We start from the raw sequence: 17,819 nt of genomic DNA on the forward strand, positions 1-17,819 counted from the left end.
CCGCACAACATCACTAAAACAGAGTGATGAGATATGTTTATTAGGAGGTTTATCATGAGTGACCATCTGGCAAGACAGGATTGGCAAAATTTGAGCGTGCTAGAGCGGAATCGGCTGCCCGCCCGCGCCTCGTTCGTTCCGTACGGCGCAGCGGAGTCGGCGCTGACGTACGATCGGGGCAGCTCGGACCGGTTCATGCTGCTGAACGGCGAGTGGGCGTTTCATTACGCCGGACGCCCCGAGGAGGCTCCGGCCTCGTTCTACATGCCGGAATTCGACGATAGCGGCTGGGATCGGCTCGTCGTGCCGAGCCACTGGCAGCTTCACGGATACGGCGCGCCGCATTATACGGATTTGTACTATCCGTTCCCGGTCTGTCCGCCCGAGGTGCCCGCGGATAACCCGACCGGGACGTACCGGCGGACGTTTACGCTGCCGGAGGGCTGGCTGTCCCGGAACGTGTTCTTGCAGTTTCAAGGCGTGGACAGCGCTTTTCACGTCTGGCTGAACGGCAGCTATGTCGGCTACAGTCAAGGCAGCCGCTTGCCGTCGGAGTTCGCGATTGCCCCGTTTGTGCGCGAGGGCGAGAATGTGCTGGCGGTGCAGGTATATCAATGGTCGGACGGCAGCTATTTGGAGGATCAGGATATGTGGTGGCTGAGCGGTATTTTTCGCGATGTCGCTTTAGTTGCTCAGCCGAAGACGTATATAAAAGATTACGTGGTCGTCGCCGATCTGGACGCAGACGTCCGCACCGGATTGTTCCATGTACGGGCGCAGGTGGCTAAGGAGCGGACGATGACGGGAAACGTCGTGCTGGAGTGGCGGCTGACGGACGGGGAACAAGGGAAAGAAGCCGCTTCCGGCGTTTGCCTTGTAGACGGTTGGAGCGATGAAGGCGATGAAGGCAATGAAGCGTTGGCGCACTTCCGGGCGCAGCTAAGCGACGTCTGCCCGTGGACGGCGGAAACGCCGGCTTTGTACGACCTGCTGCTCACGCTCAAGACGGCGGACGGCGACACGATCGAAGTCGTGCCGACGCGCGTCGGCTTTCGCCGGGTGGAAGTACGGGGCGGCAGGCTGCTCGTCAACGGGAAGCCGATCCGGCTGCGCGGCGTGAACCGCCACGATCATCATCCAGAGCGTGGCCGGGCGGTCACGGTGGAGACGATGGAGCAGGACGTCGTCCTGATGAAACGGCACAATATCAACGCGGTTCGGACGGCGCATTACCCGAACGATCCGCGGTTTTACGACCTGTGCGACCGGTACGGGCTGTATGTGATGGACGAGACCGACCTGGAGACGCACGGCTTCGAGCTTGTAGGGGACGCCGACCGGCTGAGCAACGATCCCGCATGGGAGAAAGCTTATGTCGAGCGGATACGCCGGATGGTCGAGCGGGACAAAAATCATCCGAGCATCTTGTTCTGGTCGCTTGGCAACGAATCCGGCTTCGGCTGCAATCATGAGGCGATGGCCGCCTGGTGCCGCAGCGCCGATCCGACGCGGCTCATTCATTACGAAGGCGACCGCGAGGCAAAGCTATGCGACGTATTCAGCACGATGTATTCGACCGTGGAGAAAATGATCGGCTTCGGGCAGCGCGAGAACGAGGAGAAGCCGTATGTGCTGTGCGAATACGCGCATGCGATGGGCAACGGTCCCGGCGGGCTGCTCGAATATGAGGAAGCGTTCCGCACCTATCCCCGGCTCGCCGGCGGCTTTGTGTGGGAGTGGGTCGACCACGGTCTTAGCCGCAGAACGGCGGACGGGCGGACGTATTACGCCTACGGAGGCGATTACGGCGACGAGCCGAACAACGGCAACTTCGTCATCGACGGGCTGGTCACGCCGGACCGTACCCCTTCGCCCGGACTGTTGGAGTACAAAAAGATCACCGAGCCGGTGACCGTGGAAGCGTTCGATGCCGAACAAGGAACGGTCACGCTCCGGAACCGATACGATTTCCTCAACCTAAGCCACCTGCACCTCGTATGGACCGTCTCGGCAGACGGCGCTCCGCTTGCGAGCGGCAGCAAGCCGCTGCCGGACGTGCCGCCGGGCGGCACAGCGTCAATTACGCTTCCGCTGCAAAGACCGTCGCGCCTGCTGCCCGGCGCGGAGTACCGGCTTGAGCTGCGCTTCGTGCTCGCCTTCGACACAAGCTGGGCGACGTACGGCCACGAAGTGGCCTGGGCGCAGCTTGAGCTGCCGGGCTGGGCGGCCGGGCCGCACGCCCTTCCAGCTGCTGCGCCTGCGCCGCCCCCGCTGCTCGCGGAAGAGCGCTCGGGCGAGCTTGTCCTGCGCGGCACGGACTTCGCGCTCAGCTTCGACCTCGTGCGCGGCGATATCCGCTCGTGGACCGGCGCGGGCCGTCCGCTGCTCCGCCGAAGCCCCGCGCTTACGCTATGGCGACCGCCGATCGACAACGACATGTATGTCGTGGCCGATTGGCGCAAGGCGTGCCTTCATTTGGCGCGTGACGACGCCCGTTCGTTCGCTTGGGAGCGGCTCGACTCCAGTACGGTGCGATGCACCCGCCGTATACGCACGGCTCCGCCCGTGTACGACTGGGGCTATGAATCCGTATGGACGTATACGGTCCACGGCAGCGGCCTTGTCGAGCTTCGGGTCCAGGGAACGCCGTACGGCAAGCAGCCGGAGATGCTTCCGCGCATCGGGTTGCGGATGGAACTGCCGGGCGACCACGACCGCGTCGTCTGGTACGGCCGGGGACCGGGGGAATCGTACCCGGACAGCAAGCAGGCGGCCCGGTTCGGCAGGTATGACTGCTCCGTCGACGGGCTGGCGTTCCCGTACGTATACCCTCAAGAGAACGGCAACCGCTCGGACGTCCGGTGGGCCGCTTTTCTGAGCGGCGACGGCTCGGGGCTGCTGGTTGCCGGGATACCGCAATTCGATTTCGGCGCACACTGGCATACGCCGGAAGATATCGAGCAAGCGAAGCATACGACCGATTTGGTCAAACGGGATTTCATTACCGTGCACCTCGATTACCGGCACAATGGCCTTGGGAGCGCCAGCTGCGGGCAGGGACAGCTTCCGCCATACCGGCTGAAGCCGCACGAATTTACGTTCGCGGTCCGGCTGATGCCGGTCAACGAACAGGGCGCAGCGCTTGAGGTAACCGCCAGACGTCTGCGTGCGGGAGAAGTGCGCTAAGCGAGATCGAAGCGTGTCAAGCATCAAACCCGCTTGAAATACGACCGTCTCCCGACGTCGATTCAAGCGGGTTTGCGTTTCGCCGTTACTTCACATCCAGCACAGCACGGGAATTCCACCATGCGCCAAAATATGGTACGATGAACAAGAAGAACGGGTGGCGGTGTACGACTGGTGCCTAACTGATTAGTGGGCGGCTATAGCCGAATACTTGGCAATCAAGCTACGGTAGGTCTCTTTCGGCCTCAAGCCGACCAGCCTTTCAACAGGCTCGCCATCCTTGAGCAGGATGACCGTCGGCATCGACATCACCCCGAATCGGGCCGCAATGTGCGGCGAAGCGTCGACATCCACCTTTAGAATCGTCACGCGCTCTCCCAGCTCTTGCCCGAGCTCCTCCAGCAGCGGGTTCAGCCTTTTGCACGGCGGGCACCACGCGGCGGTAAAATCGACCAGCGTCAATTCAGATTGGCGGATATCCTCGGAAAATTCGGCATCGTTGCTTGTTTTAACTTTCCCTCCGAAAGAAGTCTCCCACTTCTAAATCTTGCGAAGCTTGATGAAAGTGGGAGATGAATTTCGGTAGGCAAAGCCTAAAGTCTTTTTTTGTTGCCATATTTTCTATGATGAGATATAATCAGTCTTAGATAAAAAAAGGTTGTTATATCAATGAGGTTAGACAACAATAATCATTCGGTGTTCTCTTTGTATTATCATCTTGTTTTGGTTGTGAAATATCGTAGAAAAGTGATGGATGATACCATATCTGACTATGCGAAAGAAATGTTTGTTCGATTAGGTGAAAACTATAATATATCCTTAGTCGAATGGAATCATGATATGGACCATGTGCATATTTTGTTCAAAGCACGCCCGAACACCGAATTGTCAAAATTCATCAATGCTTATAAAAGTGCAAGCTCGAGGCTGATAAAAAAGAGTTTCCACAAGGGATGAAGTGAAGTGATTCGACATAGCAAACAAGGCCTATAAGTTCCGATTGTACCCAACGGCTCAACAAGAACAACTGCTTGCAAAAACCTTCGGTTGCGTTCGTTTTGTGTACAACAAAATGTTGGCTGAACGAAAGGAAACCTACGAGCAATTCAAGGATGATCCAGATGCGTTGAAGAAACAAAAGTTACCTACACCTGCAAAATACAAGAGTGAGCATCCTTGGCTAAAGGAAGTAGATAGCCTTGCGTTAGCAAACGCTCAGCTCCATCTGCAAAAGGCATACCAAAACTTCTTTTCCAGACGTGCTGAATTTCCGAAGTTCAAAAGCCGTAAAGCAAAGCAGTCCTATACAACGAACGTGGTCAACGGAAACATCATGCTCTTGGATGGCTGTATCAAATTACCGAAATTGAAACTTGTAAAAATGAAGCAGCATCGAGAAATTCCGTCACATCATATCATCAAATCTTGTACGGTTTCTCGAACAAAAACAGGAAAATACTACATTTCGATCCTCACCGAATACGAACATCAACCTGTACTAAAAGAAGTACAAGCTGTTATTGGCTTGGATTTTTCCATGAATGGCTTATTTGTTGAAAGTGAAGAGGGGAAGACAGCCAATTCCCCTCATTTCTATCGTCGAGCCTTGGAAAAATTAGCGAAGGAACAGCGTATTCTATCACGCAGAAAGAAAGGTTCTAACCGTTGGCATAAGCAGCGATTGAACGTTGCAAAACTGCACGAAAGAATAGCAAATCAAAGAAAAGACTTTCTACATAAGGAATCACACAGATTAGCGAAACGGTATGATTGTGTGGTTATCGAAGATCTCAACATGAAGGGAATGTCACAAGCCCTTCATTTTGGCAAAAGCGTTGCCGATAATGCATGGGGCATGTTCACGACATTTCTCCAATACAAGTTAGAGGAACAAGGGAAAAGGCTTATCAAAATAGATAAGTGGTTTCCCTCATCCAAAACTTGTTCAAGTTGCGGTCAAGTGAAGGAGTCTCTATCACTTTCTGAGCGTACATTCCACTGCGAATGTGGTTTTGTAGCAGATCGAGACTGGAATGCTTCGATCAATATCAAGCGTGAAGGATTGCGATTGTTAGCATAATCATATATAGAGCATGGAACAGGCTCGATAGCTAAGTCAATTTCGTACTGCTGGGTACGATTACCTTAGAAGCCCCCACCTCTAAGCGAAGCGTAGGTGGCGGGTAGTTCACGACTCATTGTTCGTTCCCCCCATGGATTTGTTATCGGTTTGTTCCGATACAATAGATTGTATGCGCTCCTCCAGATTGTACCTGATCCGGACCAGCGTCTGGATTTGCTCGTCGATTTCCTTCAGCTTCTGCTGGTAAACGGGCAATATCTCGTTGCAGAACGCTTCTTTGTTCAAGAGCACGCAGTGCAGAAAACCGGCAATTTGCTCGGTAGTCAAGCCCAGATTCAGATACAACCGGATCGTTTTGACTGCTCCACGGCAAATTTGTGATATTCCCGGTAGCCGCTTTCGGTGCGGAGCGGTGCGATTAGCCCTTGCTTCTCATAATAGCGGAGCGATCGGATGCTGGCTCCGGTCGCCTTGGACAGCTCGCCGATTTTCAGAGCACATCCCTCCTTCAGATGGATTGCGGATCGTAGTTCTAGTATAGACCGTGACATTAATGTCAGAGTCAATCGTTTTTTTACATATATATAAAAAGTGAGGGTAAGTCATGATACTGCGTAAATTGGAGCCTCAAGACGTGGAGGCATTTTGGAGCTTGCGGTTAAAATCATTGAAAGAGCATCCGGAATCGTTCGGATCGAACTACGAGGACGCGTCGCTTACCGGAATGGACGAGGTTCGCCGCCGTTTTCCGAATACGGCGGACCAATTTTTGCTGGGAGCGTTCGGAGAGAACAACGAGCTGATGGGCATGATCGGCTTTCAACGGGAGTCTTCGCGCAATCTGGCTCATAAAGGCATGCTGTGGGGAGTGTATGTGGATAGCGCCCATCAGGGGAAAGGGATCGCCAAAGCGCTGCTTCGGCATGTGCTGGAGGAGGCACGTTCGCTGGACGGGTTGGAGCAGGTTAATTTGTCCGTGGTGACCGTCAACGAACCGGCGGTCCGATTGTACCGTTCGGCCGGATTCGAAATCTTCGGCACGGAACCGAACGCGTTGAAAATCGGTGATCAGTCGTTCGACGAATACTCGATGGCATGCAAATTATAGACGACGGATTCAAGGAGAGAAACGGATGGTTAAAACGATAAGAAACGCCTTTTTGTTCGCAGCGGCAGTTCACATTCTATATGGTATCGTGCAAGTCGTTTCGGGGATGCTTCTCACCATGTGGTATGTGCCCAAGATCGTCGACGCTTATTCAAGCAAGCAAGGGATGGAGTCGCAGGTTTCCTTCGGGGTGATGTCGAGCCCGTCCGTATGGCTTTACGTGCTGACGTTCACCGGCAGCGCCGCCTTGTACGCCTTCGTTCTGCAGCCCCTGCGGCAGAGATGGGTCAATCGACGGAGCCGGTCATAGCTTCACAGACGGCAACTTATCTATCTGCTCGGGTTGATATTTTACTATTTCAAGAGAGACAGAGCTTATGATATAATAACTCACTAGTTATGTAAAAGTTTGCGTAGGGAGTGAGCAGCTTTGTCTCTGATAGTGATGAAATTTGGCGGGAGCTCCGTAGGTGACGCGGAGCGGATGAAGCGTGTGGCGAACCGCATCGTGGAACGAAAGCTTGAAGGCCACGGTTGTGTCGTCGTCGTTTCGGCCATGGGAGATACAACGGACGATTTGATCGATTTGTCCAAACAACTGTGCCCCGGCACGCCGCCGGCGCGAGAAATGGACATGCTGCTGACGACAGGCGAGCAGGTTTCGGTTGCGCTGCTGGCGATGACGATCCACAGCCTCGGGCATGAAGCCGTTTCGTTTACGGGCTGGCAAGCCGGCATGTACACGGAAGCGCTTCATGGCAAGGCGCGCATTACCGATATCCGCCCGGATCGTATCCGCAATGCGATCGCAGCCGGCAAAATCGTCATCGTTGCGGGTTTCCAAGGCATGACGGAGGAAGGCGAGATTACGACGCTTGGACGCGGCGGGTCGGATACGACGGCCGTAGCGCTGGCGGCTGCCATTGAAGCGGACGTCTGCGAAATCTTCACTGATGTGGACGGCATCTATTCCACCGATCCGCGGATCGTGAAGTGCGCGCGCAAGCTAAGCGAAATTTCGTACGACGAAATGCTGGAGCTTGCTAACCTCGGGGCAGCGGTTCTGCATCCGCGCGCCGTGGAATACGCCAAAAATTACAACGTACAGCTGGTCGTCAGATCCAGCTTCAATCATAATGAGGGCACGAATGTGAAGGAGGAAGCGGCGATGGAACAAGGCATCGTAGTACGCGGCATTGCTTACGACAAAAACGTGGCGAGAATCAGTATTTTGGGAGTGGAAGAAAAGCCGGGGCAACTGGCTAAAGTGTTCACCGCCTTGGCTAATGCGCAAATCGATGTGGATATCATCGTCCAAAGCGGCGTACAGAACGGTCTCGCCGATTTCTCCTGCACCGTATCGCTGTCCGATCAAGAAAAGGCGCTTCAAGTCATCGAAGGGATTCGTCCGGAAATCGGCTTCCGTCAAGTGACTTCGGAAACCAATCTGGTCAAAGTATCCATCGTCGGCGCGGGCATGGTCAGCACGCCGGGCGTCGCGGCCAAAATGTTCGAGGTCATCTCCGAGCTCGGGATCAGCATCCTGCTGGTGAGCACGTCCGAAATCAAGACGTCCTGCGTCATTGAAAACGACCGTTTGAACGAAGTGATCGCGGCGCTGCACAGCGCTTACGGCCTCGATACGGATCAGACCGTATTCGTGGGCGGTCCTTCCGATAGAAGATGAGCTAACGCAGCTTATCGAAAATGAACGTAAACAGCTTAAACAGAAAAGCGGTAATGCCAGCGGCCATCAGCGGTCCGACCGGAATGCCTTTCAAGAAAATAATCCCGAAGATGGAACCAATGACAAGACCCACAATCAATTGTGGGTCTATTTTTAATAACTCCAAGCCCTTGCCGTTCATGTACGTTGCGATTGCGCCCCCGACCAAGGCCAAGATCCCCGGCCAAGTGGTGAACATCGACGTCACGTCTTTAATGGAAATTCGTTCGCTGGCGAACGGAACCAACACCCCCATCGTCAAAAACAGCAGCCCCAGTTCCAGCCCTCGCCGTTCGATGGTAGGCAAATACCGTTCCAAACTGATGAGCTTAATAATCAACAGCACGCAGGCGGCTGTTGTAATAATATGGGAGCGGCCGATCAGACCGATGATGATCAGCGCCACCAGCAAAATGTCTCCGTTCATGGTCAGGCCCCTTGTCCATTGGTTTCTTTTCCAGTGTATGAATGAGGGCTTAGTTTAGAACTAGAGCAAGGCGGAGGCTTGCTCCGGCTCCAGCTTCCCGGTACGTACGATAGGGGCCAAGGACAAGACGTCGATTTGCGAGCAGTACGTCACATCGTCACGGAAGCCGAGCTTGGTCAGCCGTCGTCCGCCGGCGCAGGAGAGCAGCGTTTCGGTCAGACGATCCTGCACCCGCCGGTAGGCGTGCAGCATCGCCAGGCCGAAATCGCCGACCGCCTGTGCGGCGGCCGGACTGTCCGGGTCGCAGCCGGACAGCCCGAGCAATTCGCGCACAAGCAGACCGGCGCAGAGGCCGTCTTCCAGCGAGAATACGTCTTGGGCTCCCGAGCAGACCAGCACGATTTCCTGATCCAGCGAAGCCGCCTTGCGGGCGCAGGCCCCGGCGTTCAGGAAAGCGCCGATTAGTACGTGATCCGCCTTCCGGGCCTTATGAATCGCCCGGGTGCCGTTTGTCGTCGTCATGATTAACGTTTTTCCGGACACGGCATCAGGCGTATACTCAAGCGGAGAATTGCCGAAGTCGAAGCCGGGAATTTTTTTGCACGAACGTTCACCCCCTAGCAAATTCCCGGGGCCCTGCAAGCTTTTCGCCTGACTCACCGTTTCCACCGGGATGAGCGTCCGGCATCCCCCGGCTAGCGCTGTCAGCATTGTAGAGGTCGCACGAAGCACATCAATGACAATAACGGTTTTGTGTTGAAGATCGTCGGACCTCGCTTCGTTAATGGAGGCGATCACTTGAATATTCATGGAAACCGGACCTCCTCCGCTTCAAATTTGCCAATCCCACGAATGGCCGACGGCAACGGACTGCAGCCCTTCGGCTAGCATCGTATCCGAACGGAGCCCGCGACGGAGCGCTTCGAGCGAGATGACTTCCGAAGGAGCGACGTTGCCGAGATGAACGTCGGCTCCCAGCATTTGGATCAGATGCACCTGCTGCTCCTTTTGCGGCGCTTCCCAGAGCAGAACGCCCGGACTCGGCACCTGGCACAGTACCTGCGCGATTTCCTTATCCTTGCAAGCGCCTTGAGCGTCGTAGATGCCGACGCCTTTGCCGGATTCCCGGCCTTCGATCGTGACAAGCGCAGCGCCAAGTCCGGTATCCACGATCACCGTTTCAATCAATTCGTCCAGTTCGATGGTGGAGCCCCACCCTTTTTTCCCGTATTCGGTGATGACTGTGAGCCCTGCATCCACGCCTCGGGAGATCAGCTCGCTGCGCAGACTTCGAGGCATCTCGATGGTTCCGTCCGACACTTCCACCCCGCTGAAGCCCATGTAAGCTGCCATATCAAAATAATGATCGACCGCATCCTGACGGATCGCCACCTCCAGAAAAGTGCCTCCGGGATAGACCATAATGTCGTGGGCTTTGGCCATTTCGATTTTGCGCTTAAGCAATCCCGTCTTATAAAGCGGCGAAGTGCCGAATCCGATTTTCAGCATGTCGATATAGACGCCGGCCGTCTGCAACAAATCCTCAAGCGCATGAAGCCCAAGGCCCTTGTCGATCACCATCGTTTTGCCTAAGGCTCGCGGCTTATCCGTACGACGCCCGGTCGGATCGCTGAGCAGGGTGTTCCACTGCAGCGGTGATGTAACCTCCATCTTTTATCGCCTCGCAGTAACTTAAAGTTGAATTACGGTGTCATCATATGCATTTTGGGCGAATGGTGTGCCCAGCAAGCCTAAAATGAGACGAGCCCGCATAACATGAGATAAGGAAAGCGAAGGGGGGAAACGCATGTCGGTCATGAACAAAATCGTCCTCAGCATGGCGCTGATCCGAATCTTCTCGGGGAGCATCGAGATCATGGCGGGGCTGCTTATGCTGCGCTATAACCAGATTGAGAAAGCGCTCCTGATCAATTCGGGACTGGCGCTGGTCGGGCCTTTCGTGCTGCTTACGACAACGACGATCGGACTCGTGGGCATGGCCGATAAGCTGTCGGCGGGCAAAATGCTATGGGTGCTTATCGGCGTAAGCTGCATTTTTATTGGAATCTTAAAAAAGTAATCGGTCATAGTTCAGTAGATTGCATCATACATATGATTGTAAAAGATGGACAGCTTGGGAGGGATAGCCATGATCCGGTCGCTGCTGCCGTTCTTCTCTGCCGATATGCGGCAGATCCTAGCAACTCTACCAACCCGCATTGCAGCCGAGCTGCAAGAAATCCGAATCCGCGAAGAGAGGCCTCTGGAAGTTGTCTGGGCTTCGGGCTGCGGCTTCGTATCGGACAAGGGCGGCTTGTGCGCCGATCCCGGGCAAGCCTACCGGCCGACGCGCCGGGACTGCGCCGAGCTGCTGGAGCAGCTGACGCAGCACTCGATGTACACGTTCGAGGAAGAGCTGAAGCGGGGATTCATTACCGTCTTCGGCGGACACCGGATCGGCCTCGCCGGACGAACCGTCCTCGAACAGGGAAAGGTGAAGTACATCAAGGATGTCAGCGGCTTCAACGTGCGGCTGGCGCGGGAATGGAAACATGCCGCCAAGCCGGTCCTTCCCTATCTGCTCGAACCGGGCGGCGAGCGGGTGTACCGCACGCTGATTGTCTCCCCTCCGCAGCAGGGAAAGACGACGCTGATCCGCGATCTGGCCCGCATGCTTGCCACGGGAGGAGCGGACAACGGCTTGCGCCGGTCCTTCAAGATCGGCATCGTCGACGAACGATCCGAGATTGCCGCCTGCGTCAAAGGGGTGCCCCGCTTCGATGTCGGGTACCGGACGGACGTGCTGGACGGCTGCCCGAAGGCGGAAGGCATGATGATGATGATTCGCTCCATGTCGCCGGAGGTGCTGATTGCCGACGAGATCGGCCGGGCCGAGGACGCGCTTGCGATCCACGAAGCGCTGCACGCCGGAGTCGGCGTCATCGCTACCGCCCATGGCCGGGATGCTGCGGAGCTCAGGCGTCGTCCGATTCTGCGCGAGCTGCTCGAAGACGGCGTGTTCGACCGCTTCGTGGTGCTGGCCAGACCGCCAGGAGCGGGTCCGGAAACGGCCGTCTATGACAAGCAGGGTAAACGGCTGGACGACAGGCTGGCTTGGAGAGGGGGGCTGAGCTGATGAGACGAACCGGCGAAGAGGACGAGGAGCCCGCATGCTGAAGCTGCTTGGCGCCATGCTGATTTTGCTGGCAGGCACATTGTTCGGCTTTTACCAAGCTTCCCAATTGTCGCGCCGACCGAGGCAAATCGCCGAGCTGATCCGCATGCTCCAGCGGTTGGAAACGGAAATCGTCTACGGCTTCACGCCGCTGCCGGACGCGCTCCGACGCGCCGCAAGAGCGGACGACTCCCCGGTGGGCGCTTTGTTTGCGGCCGCAGCGGAGGAACTCGGTAAGCCTGGCGGCCGTTCCGTACAGGCCGTTTGGGAGCTGATGGTGAGCAGGGGATGGAAGACGACGTCGATGAAAGCGGCGGAGCGGGACATTTTGCTGCACCTTGGCTCTACGCTGGGGCTGACGGACCGCGATGATCAGGTGAAGCACCTGAGACTCGCCGTCAGCAGCCTGCAAGGGGAAGCGGACATTGCGCGGGACGAGCGGGAGCGGTACGAGCGGATGTGGAAAAGCCTCGGCCTGCTGATGGGCGCGTTAGTCGTCATTTTAATGTATTAGAAGCAGAGCCAGGCTTAAGGGTGAGGTGCCGCCAATGAACGTGGACGTAAACGCGATATTCCAGATCGCCGGCATCGGCATCATTATCGCAATGATTCATACCGTGCTGAAGCAGATGGGCAAAGAAGATATGGCGCATTGGGTCACCGTGATCGGCTTCGTCGTCGTGCTGTTTATGGTGGTCCGGCTGCTGGACAGCTTGTTTAAAGAGATCAAGACGATTTTTCTCTTCCAATAAAAGCAGGTGAAGCCCGTGGAGATCATACAAATCGTAGGGCTCGGGTTGGTGACGACCGTGCTGGTGCTAATCATCAAGGAGCAAAAGCCAATGTTCGCCTTCCTGCTGACGGCCTTCACCGGCATTACGATTTTCCTGTTCCTGATCGGCAAAATATCCGGCGTGATCGGAGTGCTGGAGGAACTGGCTAACAAGGCGAATATCAACCTGATCTTTCTAAAGACGATTCTGAAAATCATCGGCATCGCCTACATTGCCGAATTCGGCGCTCAGATCGTCCGGGACGCAGGTCAGGAAGCGATGGCCTCCAAAATCGAGCTGTCCGGCAAAGTTCTCATTATGGTGATGGCGATTCCGATCGTCTCGGCGATCATCGAAACGGTCGTCAAGCTGCTTCCCGCGTAGCTCCGGAGACGGGCGGCTCGGCATGAAAAAGCGGGTGGAGGCGAAGCGATGAGGCGGCGCTGGATGCAAAGGTTCCGACATTCGTGCGGCAGATTGGCCGCCAGTGGCACGCTCCGGCTCGGACTGCTGCTTGGTATGGCATTGGCGCTCATGCTGGACGGGGGAGCGGGCTGCTGCGGCGCCGCGTATGCCGCCGTACCGGCGGAAGAGCTGATCCGGGAGCAGGCACAGCGGCTGCCGCTCGATCAGGTCGAGCAATTCTGGAGCCGGCTGACCCGGCAGTACGGCGGATATTTTCCGGACAGCCGGGCCCCGAGCTTCATGGAGCTGCTGCTCGGAGCCAAGGATTTCGGCCTCGGTTCTGTTTTCTCGGGATTGTTCAAATATTTGTTTCACGAGCTTCTCTACAATGGCAAGCTGCTCGTTTCCATCGTCATTCTTACGGTGTTCAGCATGCTGCTGGAAACGCTGCAAAGCTCCTTCGAGAAAAATAACGTCAGCAAGATCGCCTACGCCATTTCGTTTCTCGTCCTGATGATTATGGCGGTCAACAGCTTCAGCGTCGCGATCGGCTATGCGAAATCGGCGATCACCGATATGATCCACTTCATGATTGCCGTCGTGCCGCTGATGCTTACGCTGCTCGCCTCGATGGGCAACGTGGTGTCGGTCACCGTCCTGCACCCGCTGATCGTGTTCATGATCCACGCCGTCGGGACGGCGATCTACTTCATCGTATTTCCGCTGCTGTTTTTCTCGGCGGTGCTGCATATTGTCAGCTCGCTGTCGGACAAATACAAGGTGACCCAGCTCGCCAATTTGCTGCGAAACGTCAGCGTAGGATGTCTTGGAGTTTTCGTGACGGTATTTTTGGGGGTCGTTTCGGTACAAGGCATCGGCAGCGCCGCGGCGGACGGGGTGACGATCCGGACGGCCAAGTATATTGCAGGCAACTTCGTACCGGTGGTCGGGCGGCTGTTCTCGGACGCCTCGGAGACCGTGATCGGCGCCTCGCTGCTGGTGAAAAACGCGGTAGGGCTGGCGGGGGTCGTCATTCTTCTGGTGCTCTGCGCGTTCCCGGCGCTCAAAATATTGGCGCTTGCCTTCATTTATAATGTATCGGCCGCGGTGATGCAGCCCTTGGGAGATAACCCGATGATTTCGTGTTTGGAAACCATCGGAAAAAGCTTGATTTTCGTATTTGCGGCGCTTGCCGTCGTCGGACTGATGTTCTTCCTGGCAATCACCATTGTCATTGCCGCCGGCAACGTATCCGTCATGATGCGCTGAACCCCGCCCCACGAAGGAGAGGATGACGATTGGACTTCCTGAGCGGGTGGCTCAAGTCGATCGTCATGGTCATCTTGCTTGCCGCCTTTGTCGACCTGCTGCTGCCGAACCAGTCGATGCAGCGCTACGTCAAAACCGTGATCGGCCTGTTCCTGCTGCTTACGCTGCTGCAGCCGCTCTTTTCACTGCTTGGCCAGCGCTCCCAATTGGATGAGCGCGTCAAGGATGCGCTGTTCAAAAGCGGAGCCGCGAGCCCGGAACGGATGGCGGGCGGAGAGGTCGAGTCGCTGCCCGTCACCCTGCAGCGGGCCGAAGCGCTGAAAGCCAAACAGCAGGAGCAATCGCGCAAGCTGGTGGAGACGCAAGCTGCCGATCTAATGAAGCGAAGCATCGAGCAGAAGGCCGGTGTGAAGGTGCGAAGCATTCAGGTGGAGACCGCCGCCGATCGCGAAGGCCAGCTTGTCATCCGCAGCGTCTCCCTTGCCTTGGAGCCGCAGCCGCCGGTTACGTCCGTTACGGATACGGCTTCAAGACCGGGCAGAGGGATCGAGCCGGTCAAACCGGTCGAGCCCGTTGCCGGTGTCGATATCCGCATCGGACAGCCGCAATCGAAGCCTGTTTCCCGGATGAGCAACAGGGAATCGGATGAAAATAAGCTGCCGCCTGAATGGATGCAGAAAAAGACGCAAATATTACTGATGTTGGAGCAGGATTGGCAGGTAGGCGAAGAGCAAATCCGGCTGGAGCTGGCGGTGGGGAGGTGATGCGGATGGGAGAGATGCGGAGAAGGATGCAATCGTGGCTTGGCGGCGGCCCGGGCCGTCCTAAGCGGGTGCAGGCGTTCCGATGGGTGCTGCTGCTCGGGCTCGTAGGCGCCGCGCTTATGATTCTGAACTCGTTTATCACCGTGAAGGAGGTAGACCCCATCGGCACGGGACGGGCGTCTCCTCCCGATCAGACCAAGCCGGCCTTCGGTCAGGGCAGCAAAGAGCGGAGCCTGTTCAAAGATTATGAGGAAACGTATGAAACCGAGCTCAGAGACGTCTTATCGAAAATTGTCGGAGTGGGCGATGTGGAAGTGCTTGTGACCATTGAGTCGACGGAGGAACTGAACGTCGAGCGCAACACCAAGGAAACGCAGCAAATTACCAATGAAAAAGATCCGCAGGGGGCCACGAGACATATCACCGACGTGACCCGTAACGGCGAAGTTGTGCTCTACGAAATCTCGGGCGGCAAGCAGCCGCTAGTCGTCAAGACGATCAAGCCGAAAATCCGCGGCGTGCTCGTCGTCGCCAAGGGCGCGGAAAATTTGACGGTGAAAAAAATGATTACCGAAGCGGTAGAACGCGGGCTGGATGTACCTGCCCACCGGATATCGATCCAGCCTCGCAAGCAGTAAGCCGTACGAGGCCGGTGCGATACATTCAATTTAAACAAGGATAAACGTTAAGGAGGATATACAATGAATTCGAAAAGACAAACCATTTGGCTTGTATCCATGCTTAGTTTGATGGTGGTGCTGTCCGCCTACTACCTGTTTACGGAAGACGTGGGCAACGTGGAAGTGACGGGAACGACGCCGAAGGAAATGACGATCAGCGCCGGGCAAACGGACGCGACGCATCCCGCAGCGACGGATGCGAACGCCGGTCCGAGAGGCGAGCAAAAGCCGGGGCAAAAACCGGAAGTGAAGCCCGAACAGAAGCCTGAGGTGAAACCGGAGCAGAAGCCCGAGATCAAGCCCGAGCAAAAGCCCGAAATAAAACCCGAACAGAAGCCGGAGATGAAACCGGAGCAAAAACCGGAAATGAAGCCCGAGATGAAACCGGAAATGAAGCCTGAACAAAAGCCGGAGATGAAGCCGGAGCAAAAACCGGAAATGAAGCCTGAGATGAAGCCCGAACAGAAGCCCGAGATGAAGCCCGAAGGCAAACCGGAGCAAAAGCCTGGAAAGGGTGAAAAACCCGGCAGCGCGGGAGCGGAGACGTCGTCGATCGCCGCTCAGCCGGTCTCCAAAAACAAAACGGACGCCGCAGTGCTGCAGCAGGTGCAAGCGCAGGCCCATGCCCAATCGGGGAAGGACTATTTTGTAAACCTTCAGTTGAAGCGCAACGAAGAGATGGCTAAGAAAGCTGAGCAGCTCCTGACGATTATCGCGGACCCGAAACAGACGTCCGAAGCTGCCGTCAAGGCGCAGGAAGAGCTGCGAAAAATCGAAGATATGGAAGCCAAAGTCACGAATCTCGAAGAAAGCTTGACGAAAGATTTCCCGCAGGCTGTTGTCACACAAGATTCCAACAAGTGGAAGGTCACCGTCCAAGCAGGCAAGCTGGAGAAAAGCCAAGCGCTCAGCATCATTGACAAAACAATCAAAGAACTGAGCGTTGGTCCTGACAGCGTATCGGTGCAAATGATTCCTTAACCGGAATCTGAAGCGGGTAGACAAGAAGAATCTGCATGTAAGGAGAGTCCGGAATGAATGAAACCCGGCTCTTCTTTTTTTGCATTATTCGACTGCTTTCGGCATTTACTTTTCTTATTCGCGGGACTTTTCCGTCTTCCGGACGGGACCGGATACGGCGCGCTCTTCCCAGAGAAGGAAATTGTTCCGCGCAGGCATCGTTAGGCGGTACTTTATTTAGCTCTCGTAAAAATTCGAACTAAGTCTAAAGGTTAATTTTGTTGCTTTTCCACAATGCCAAGTTCCTGTTTCAATGCGTGTTGTAACACCTGAGAATAGTTGAGCTGTGCAGCCGTGGCCTCAAGCTCCAGCCAACGGGGCAATGTTACGTTTTTGGTGACAGACCTATTTAACTGTTTATCCCGGATCGGTCCTGTCCTGACCTCAATCAACGTATAAAACCCATCTTCTACGGACGGTAGGCTGGCGATGTTGGATGGCACTGGTATGCTATCGCCATCTTCCTCCATACTATAGAGGTGGAGGCCAAGCGCTTCTTTAGCCATGGTTAAGGCGTCTTCCAATGAATCCCCTTCAGTGTGACATCCAGACAGATCGGGAAACGAAACCGTATAGCCTTCGATTCCTTCCTCAGACTCAAACAAAGCAGGAAATACGTATCTATCCAATCTATATTCTCTCCTTTCGGACAGGAGCCTTACGGCCCCATGTCCTTTAGAATATTACGCAGAGTTTTTGGCTTCAAGTCTTTTCTAGGGTGTGGTATCGTTAGTTTGTGTTTGTATGTTGGATGCTTGTAATGATGATGACTACCTTCTTGTGAATCGAAATACCAACCTCGCTCTTTAGCCATTTTGATTAAATCCCTAGAAGAGTAACTTTTCAAGCGATATCCTCCTTTCTTGTCTTTATTATAACATGCATTAATTATGAGCGTCAATAAAAAATGCGCATAATTAATGCATGTGTATTGTTCAAGGTAATTAATGTCTCGAAAAAATAGTCCTTATTCCAAGTCAAAAAAACTGGTAAGGGATCTTTTAGATTAACTGTTATTTCTGCTCACAAATTTGCTCACAAAATCAGTTTAAGCACATGAAAAATTACGAAAAATAAATGTAACTATTCAGGTATCTTATAAACGCCCAAAATCTCTGCTGTACGTGGCGGAGATTTTTTTGTAAACTTGTTCCATGGAAAGAGTCTTCATTTATTCTGGTTGTGTGTGAGGTGTAAGAGCGT

19 protein-coding genes and 3 pseudogenes are annotated in these 17,819 nt (G+C 55.0%); 15 read left to right on the plus strand and 7 right to left on the minus strand.

Annotation, left to right across the window (positions count from 1 at the left end):
* The first annotated feature begins 54 nt into the window (after nucleotides 1-54).
* Complete coding sequence (locus tag NLX71_RS08340) at nucleotides 55-3,186, plus strand: glycoside hydrolase family 2 TIM barrel-domain containing protein (protein ID WP_254363129.1); 3,132 nt, start codon at nucleotides 55-57, stop codon at nucleotides 3,184-3,186.
* A gap of 186 nt (nucleotides 3,187-3,372) precedes the next feature.
* Here the strand turns inward: NLX71_RS08340 and trxA are convergent.
* Nucleotides 3,373-3,687, minus strand: a pseudogene (trxA, locus tag NLX71_RS08345) (thioredoxin); the annotation flags it as partial.
* 168 nt (nucleotides 3,688-3,855) lie between these two features.
* Here trxA and tnpA point away from each other — a divergent pair.
* Nucleotides 3,856-4,131, plus strand: a pseudogene (gene tnpA, locus NLX71_RS08350) (IS200/IS605 family transposase); the annotation flags it as partial.
* 28 nt (nucleotides 4,132-4,159) lie between these two features.
* Nucleotides 4,160-5,266: a transposase gene (locus tag NLX71_RS08355; protein WP_254363158.1), complete on the plus strand. Its 1,107-nt coding sequence runs from the start codon at nucleotides 4,160-4,162 to the stop codon at nucleotides 5,264-5,266.
* A 108-nt stretch (nucleotides 5,267-5,374) separates the two neighbouring features.
* Here NLX71_RS08355 and NLX71_RS08360 read toward each other — a convergent pair.
* Nucleotides 5,375-5,763 (minus strand): annotated as a pseudogene (locus tag NLX71_RS08360) (MerR family transcriptional regulator).
* A gap of 110 nt (nucleotides 5,764-5,873) precedes the next feature.
* Here NLX71_RS08360 and NLX71_RS08365 point away from each other — a divergent pair.
* The 3 genes from NLX71_RS08365 to NLX71_RS08375 all read left to right on the plus strand — a co-directional run bounded on the left by NLX71_RS08365 (nucleotide 5,874) and on the right by NLX71_RS08375 (nucleotide 8,064).
* The gene (locus NLX71_RS08365) at nucleotides 5,874-6,377 is read left to right on the plus strand and encodes a GNAT family N-acetyltransferase (RefSeq protein ID WP_254363131.1); all 504 of its coding nucleotides are present in this window, start codon (nucleotides 5,874-5,876) and stop codon (nucleotides 6,375-6,377) included.
* 25 nt (nucleotides 6,378-6,402) lie between these two features.
* Entirely contained in the window at nucleotides 6,403-6,687 is a 285-nt protein-coding gene (locus NLX71_RS08370) for a hypothetical protein (protein WP_254363132.1), read from the plus strand.
* 120 nt (nucleotides 6,688-6,807) lie between these two features.
* Nucleotides 6,808-8,064 (plus strand): aspartate kinase, encoded by a 1,257-nt coding sequence (locus NLX71_RS08375; protein ID WP_254363133.1) that lies wholly within the window; start codon nucleotides 6,808-6,810, stop codon nucleotides 8,062-8,064.
* Nucleotide 8,065: 1 nt separating this feature from the next.
* Here NLX71_RS08375 and NLX71_RS08380 read toward each other — a convergent pair whose 3' ends face one another.
* Genes NLX71_RS08380 through comA form a run of 3 tightly spaced genes read right to left on the minus strand, consistent with a single transcriptional unit; the run spans nucleotide 8,066 to nucleotide 10,201 of the window.
* Nucleotides 8,066-8,530 carry a DUF441 domain-containing protein gene (locus NLX71_RS08380; RefSeq protein WP_254363134.1) on the minus strand — a complete coding sequence of 155 codons (465 nt, stop codon included), beginning with the start codon at nucleotides 8,528-8,530 and terminating at the stop codon, nucleotides 8,066-8,068.
* 60 nt (nucleotides 8,531-8,590) lie between these two features.
* Nucleotides 8,591-9,340, minus strand: coding sequence for a 2-phosphosulfolactate phosphatase (locus NLX71_RS08385; protein ID WP_254363135.1), 750 nt, complete (start codon nucleotides 9,338-9,340; stop codon nucleotides 8,591-8,593).
* 21 nt (nucleotides 9,341-9,361) lie between these two features.
* On the minus strand, nucleotides 9,362-10,201 hold the full coding sequence (gene comA, locus NLX71_RS08390) for a phosphosulfolactate synthase (protein ID WP_254363136.1): 840 nt from the start codon (nucleotides 10,199-10,201) through the stop codon (nucleotides 9,362-9,364).
* 136 nt (nucleotides 10,202-10,337) lie between these two features.
* Here comA and NLX71_RS08395 point away from each other — a divergent pair, with 136 nt between their 5' ends.
* From NLX71_RS08395 to NLX71_RS08435, 9 genes are all read left to right on the plus strand, one after another.
* A complete protein-coding gene (locus NLX71_RS08395) occupies nucleotides 10,338-10,610 on the plus strand; it encodes a YqhV family protein (RefSeq protein WP_254363137.1) in 273 nt (90 codons plus the stop codon).
* 69 nt (nucleotides 10,611-10,679) lie between these two features.
* The gene (spoIIIAA, locus tag NLX71_RS08400) at nucleotides 10,680-11,666 is read left to right on the plus strand and encodes a stage III sporulation protein AA (RefSeq protein ID WP_254363138.1); all 987 of its coding nucleotides are present in this window, start codon (nucleotides 10,680-10,682) and stop codon (nucleotides 11,664-11,666) included.
* Between the two features lie 34 nt (nucleotides 11,667-11,700).
* A complete protein-coding gene (spoIIIAB, locus tag NLX71_RS08405) occupies nucleotides 11,701-12,219 on the plus strand; it encodes a stage III sporulation protein SpoIIIAB (RefSeq protein ID WP_254363139.1) in 519 nt (172 codons plus the stop codon).
* Nucleotides 12,220-12,253: 34 nt separating this feature from the next.
* Nucleotides 12,254-12,457 carry a stage III sporulation protein AC gene (spoIIIAC, locus tag NLX71_RS08410; RefSeq protein ID WP_010499062.1) on the plus strand — a complete coding sequence of 68 codons (204 nt, stop codon included), beginning with the start codon at nucleotides 12,254-12,256 and terminating at the stop codon, nucleotides 12,455-12,457.
* 15 nt (nucleotides 12,458-12,472) lie between these two features.
* A complete protein-coding gene (gene spoIIIAD, locus NLX71_RS08415) occupies nucleotides 12,473-12,862 on the plus strand; it encodes a stage III sporulation protein AD (RefSeq protein ID WP_254363140.1) in 390 nt (129 codons plus the stop codon).
* Between the two features lie 63 nt (nucleotides 12,863-12,925).
* Nucleotides 12,926-14,152 (plus strand): stage III sporulation protein AE, encoded by a 1,227-nt coding sequence (gene spoIIIAE / locus NLX71_RS08420; RefSeq protein WP_254363141.1) that lies wholly within the window; start codon nucleotides 12,926-12,928, stop codon nucleotides 14,150-14,152.
* Between the two features lie 29 nt (nucleotides 14,153-14,181).
* Nucleotides 14,182-14,916 carry a stage III sporulation protein AF gene (gene spoIIIAF / locus NLX71_RS08425; protein ID WP_254363142.1) on the plus strand — a complete coding sequence of 245 codons (735 nt, stop codon included), beginning with the start codon at nucleotides 14,182-14,184 and terminating at the stop codon, nucleotides 14,914-14,916.
* 5 nt (nucleotides 14,917-14,921) lie between these two features.
* Complete coding sequence (spoIIIAG, locus tag NLX71_RS08430; protein WP_254363143.1) at nucleotides 14,922-15,554, plus strand: stage III sporulation protein AG; 633 nt, start codon at nucleotides 14,922-14,924, stop codon at nucleotides 15,552-15,554.
* A 63-nt stretch (nucleotides 15,555-15,617) separates the two neighbouring features.
* Nucleotides 15,618-16,577, plus strand: a complete 960-nt coding sequence (locus NLX71_RS08435; protein WP_254363144.1) for a SpoIIIAH-like family protein — start codon at nucleotides 15,618-15,620, stop codon at nucleotides 16,575-16,577.
* 251 nt (nucleotides 16,578-16,828) lie between these two features.
* On the opposite strand, the gene NLX71_RS08440 is transcribed toward NLX71_RS08435, so the two are convergent.
* Both NLX71_RS08440 and NLX71_RS08445 read right to left on the minus strand, forming a co-directional pair.
* Nucleotides 16,829-17,245 (minus strand): type II toxin-antitoxin system HicB family antitoxin, encoded by a 417-nt coding sequence (locus NLX71_RS08440; RefSeq protein ID WP_254363145.1) that lies wholly within the window; start codon nucleotides 17,243-17,245, stop codon nucleotides 16,829-16,831.
* A gap of 29 nt (nucleotides 17,246-17,274) precedes the next feature.
* On the minus strand, nucleotides 17,275-17,517 hold the full coding sequence (locus NLX71_RS08445) for a type II toxin-antitoxin system HicA family toxin (RefSeq protein WP_309248928.1): 243 nt from the start codon (nucleotides 17,515-17,517) through the stop codon (nucleotides 17,275-17,277).
* Nucleotides 17,518-17,819: the final 302 nt, after the last annotated feature.

The organism is Paenibacillus sp. MZ04-78.2 (assembly GCF_024213375.1).
In the GTDB taxonomy this organism is placed as follows: Bacteria; Bacillota; Bacilli; order Paenibacillales; family NBRC-103111; genus Paenibacillus_G.

Coding starts and splice junctions, on each gene's coding strand:
- NLX71_RS08340 (WP_254363129.1), top strand. CDS start 55: ATGAGTGACCATCTGGCAAGACAGGATTGGCAAAATTTGAGCGTGCTA.
- NLX71_RS08365 (WP_254363131.1), top strand. CDS start 5,874: ATGATACTGCGTAAATTGGAGCCTCAAGACGTGGAGGCATTTTGGAGC.
- NLX71_RS08370 (WP_254363132.1), top strand. CDS start 6,403: ATGGTTAAAACGATAAGAAACGCCTTTTTGTTCGCAGCGGCAGTTCAC.
- NLX71_RS08380 (WP_254363134.1), bottom strand. CDS start 8,530: ATGAACGGAGACATTTTGCTGGTGGCGCTGATCATCATCGGTCTGATC.
- NLX71_RS08385 (WP_254363135.1), bottom strand. CDS start 9,340: ATGAATATTCAAGTGATCGCCTCCATTAACGAAGCGAGGTCCGACGAT.
- comA (WP_254363136.1), bottom strand. CDS start 10,201: ATGGAGGTTACATCACCGCTGCAGTGGAACACCCTGCTCAGCGATCCG.
- NLX71_RS08395 (WP_254363137.1), top strand. CDS start 10,338: ATGTCGGTCATGAACAAAATCGTCCTCAGCATGGCGCTGATCCGAATC.
- spoIIIAA (WP_254363138.1), top strand. CDS start 10,680: ATGATCCGGTCGCTGCTGCCGTTCTTCTCTGCCGATATGCGGCAGATC.
- spoIIIAB (WP_254363139.1), top strand. CDS start 11,701: ATGCTGAAGCTGCTTGGCGCCATGCTGATTTTGCTGGCAGGCACATTG.
- spoIIIAC (WP_010499062.1), top strand. CDS start 12,254: ATGAACGTGGACGTAAACGCGATATTCCAGATCGCCGGCATCGGCATC.
- spoIIIAE (WP_254363141.1), top strand. CDS start 12,926: ATGCAAAGGTTCCGACATTCGTGCGGCAGATTGGCCGCCAGTGGCACG.
- spoIIIAG (WP_254363143.1), top strand. CDS start 14,922: ATGGGAGAGATGCGGAGAAGGATGCAATCGTGGCTTGGCGGCGGCCCG.
- NLX71_RS08435 (WP_254363144.1), top strand. CDS start 15,618: ATGAATTCGAAAAGACAAACCATTTGGCTTGTATCCATGCTTAGTTTG.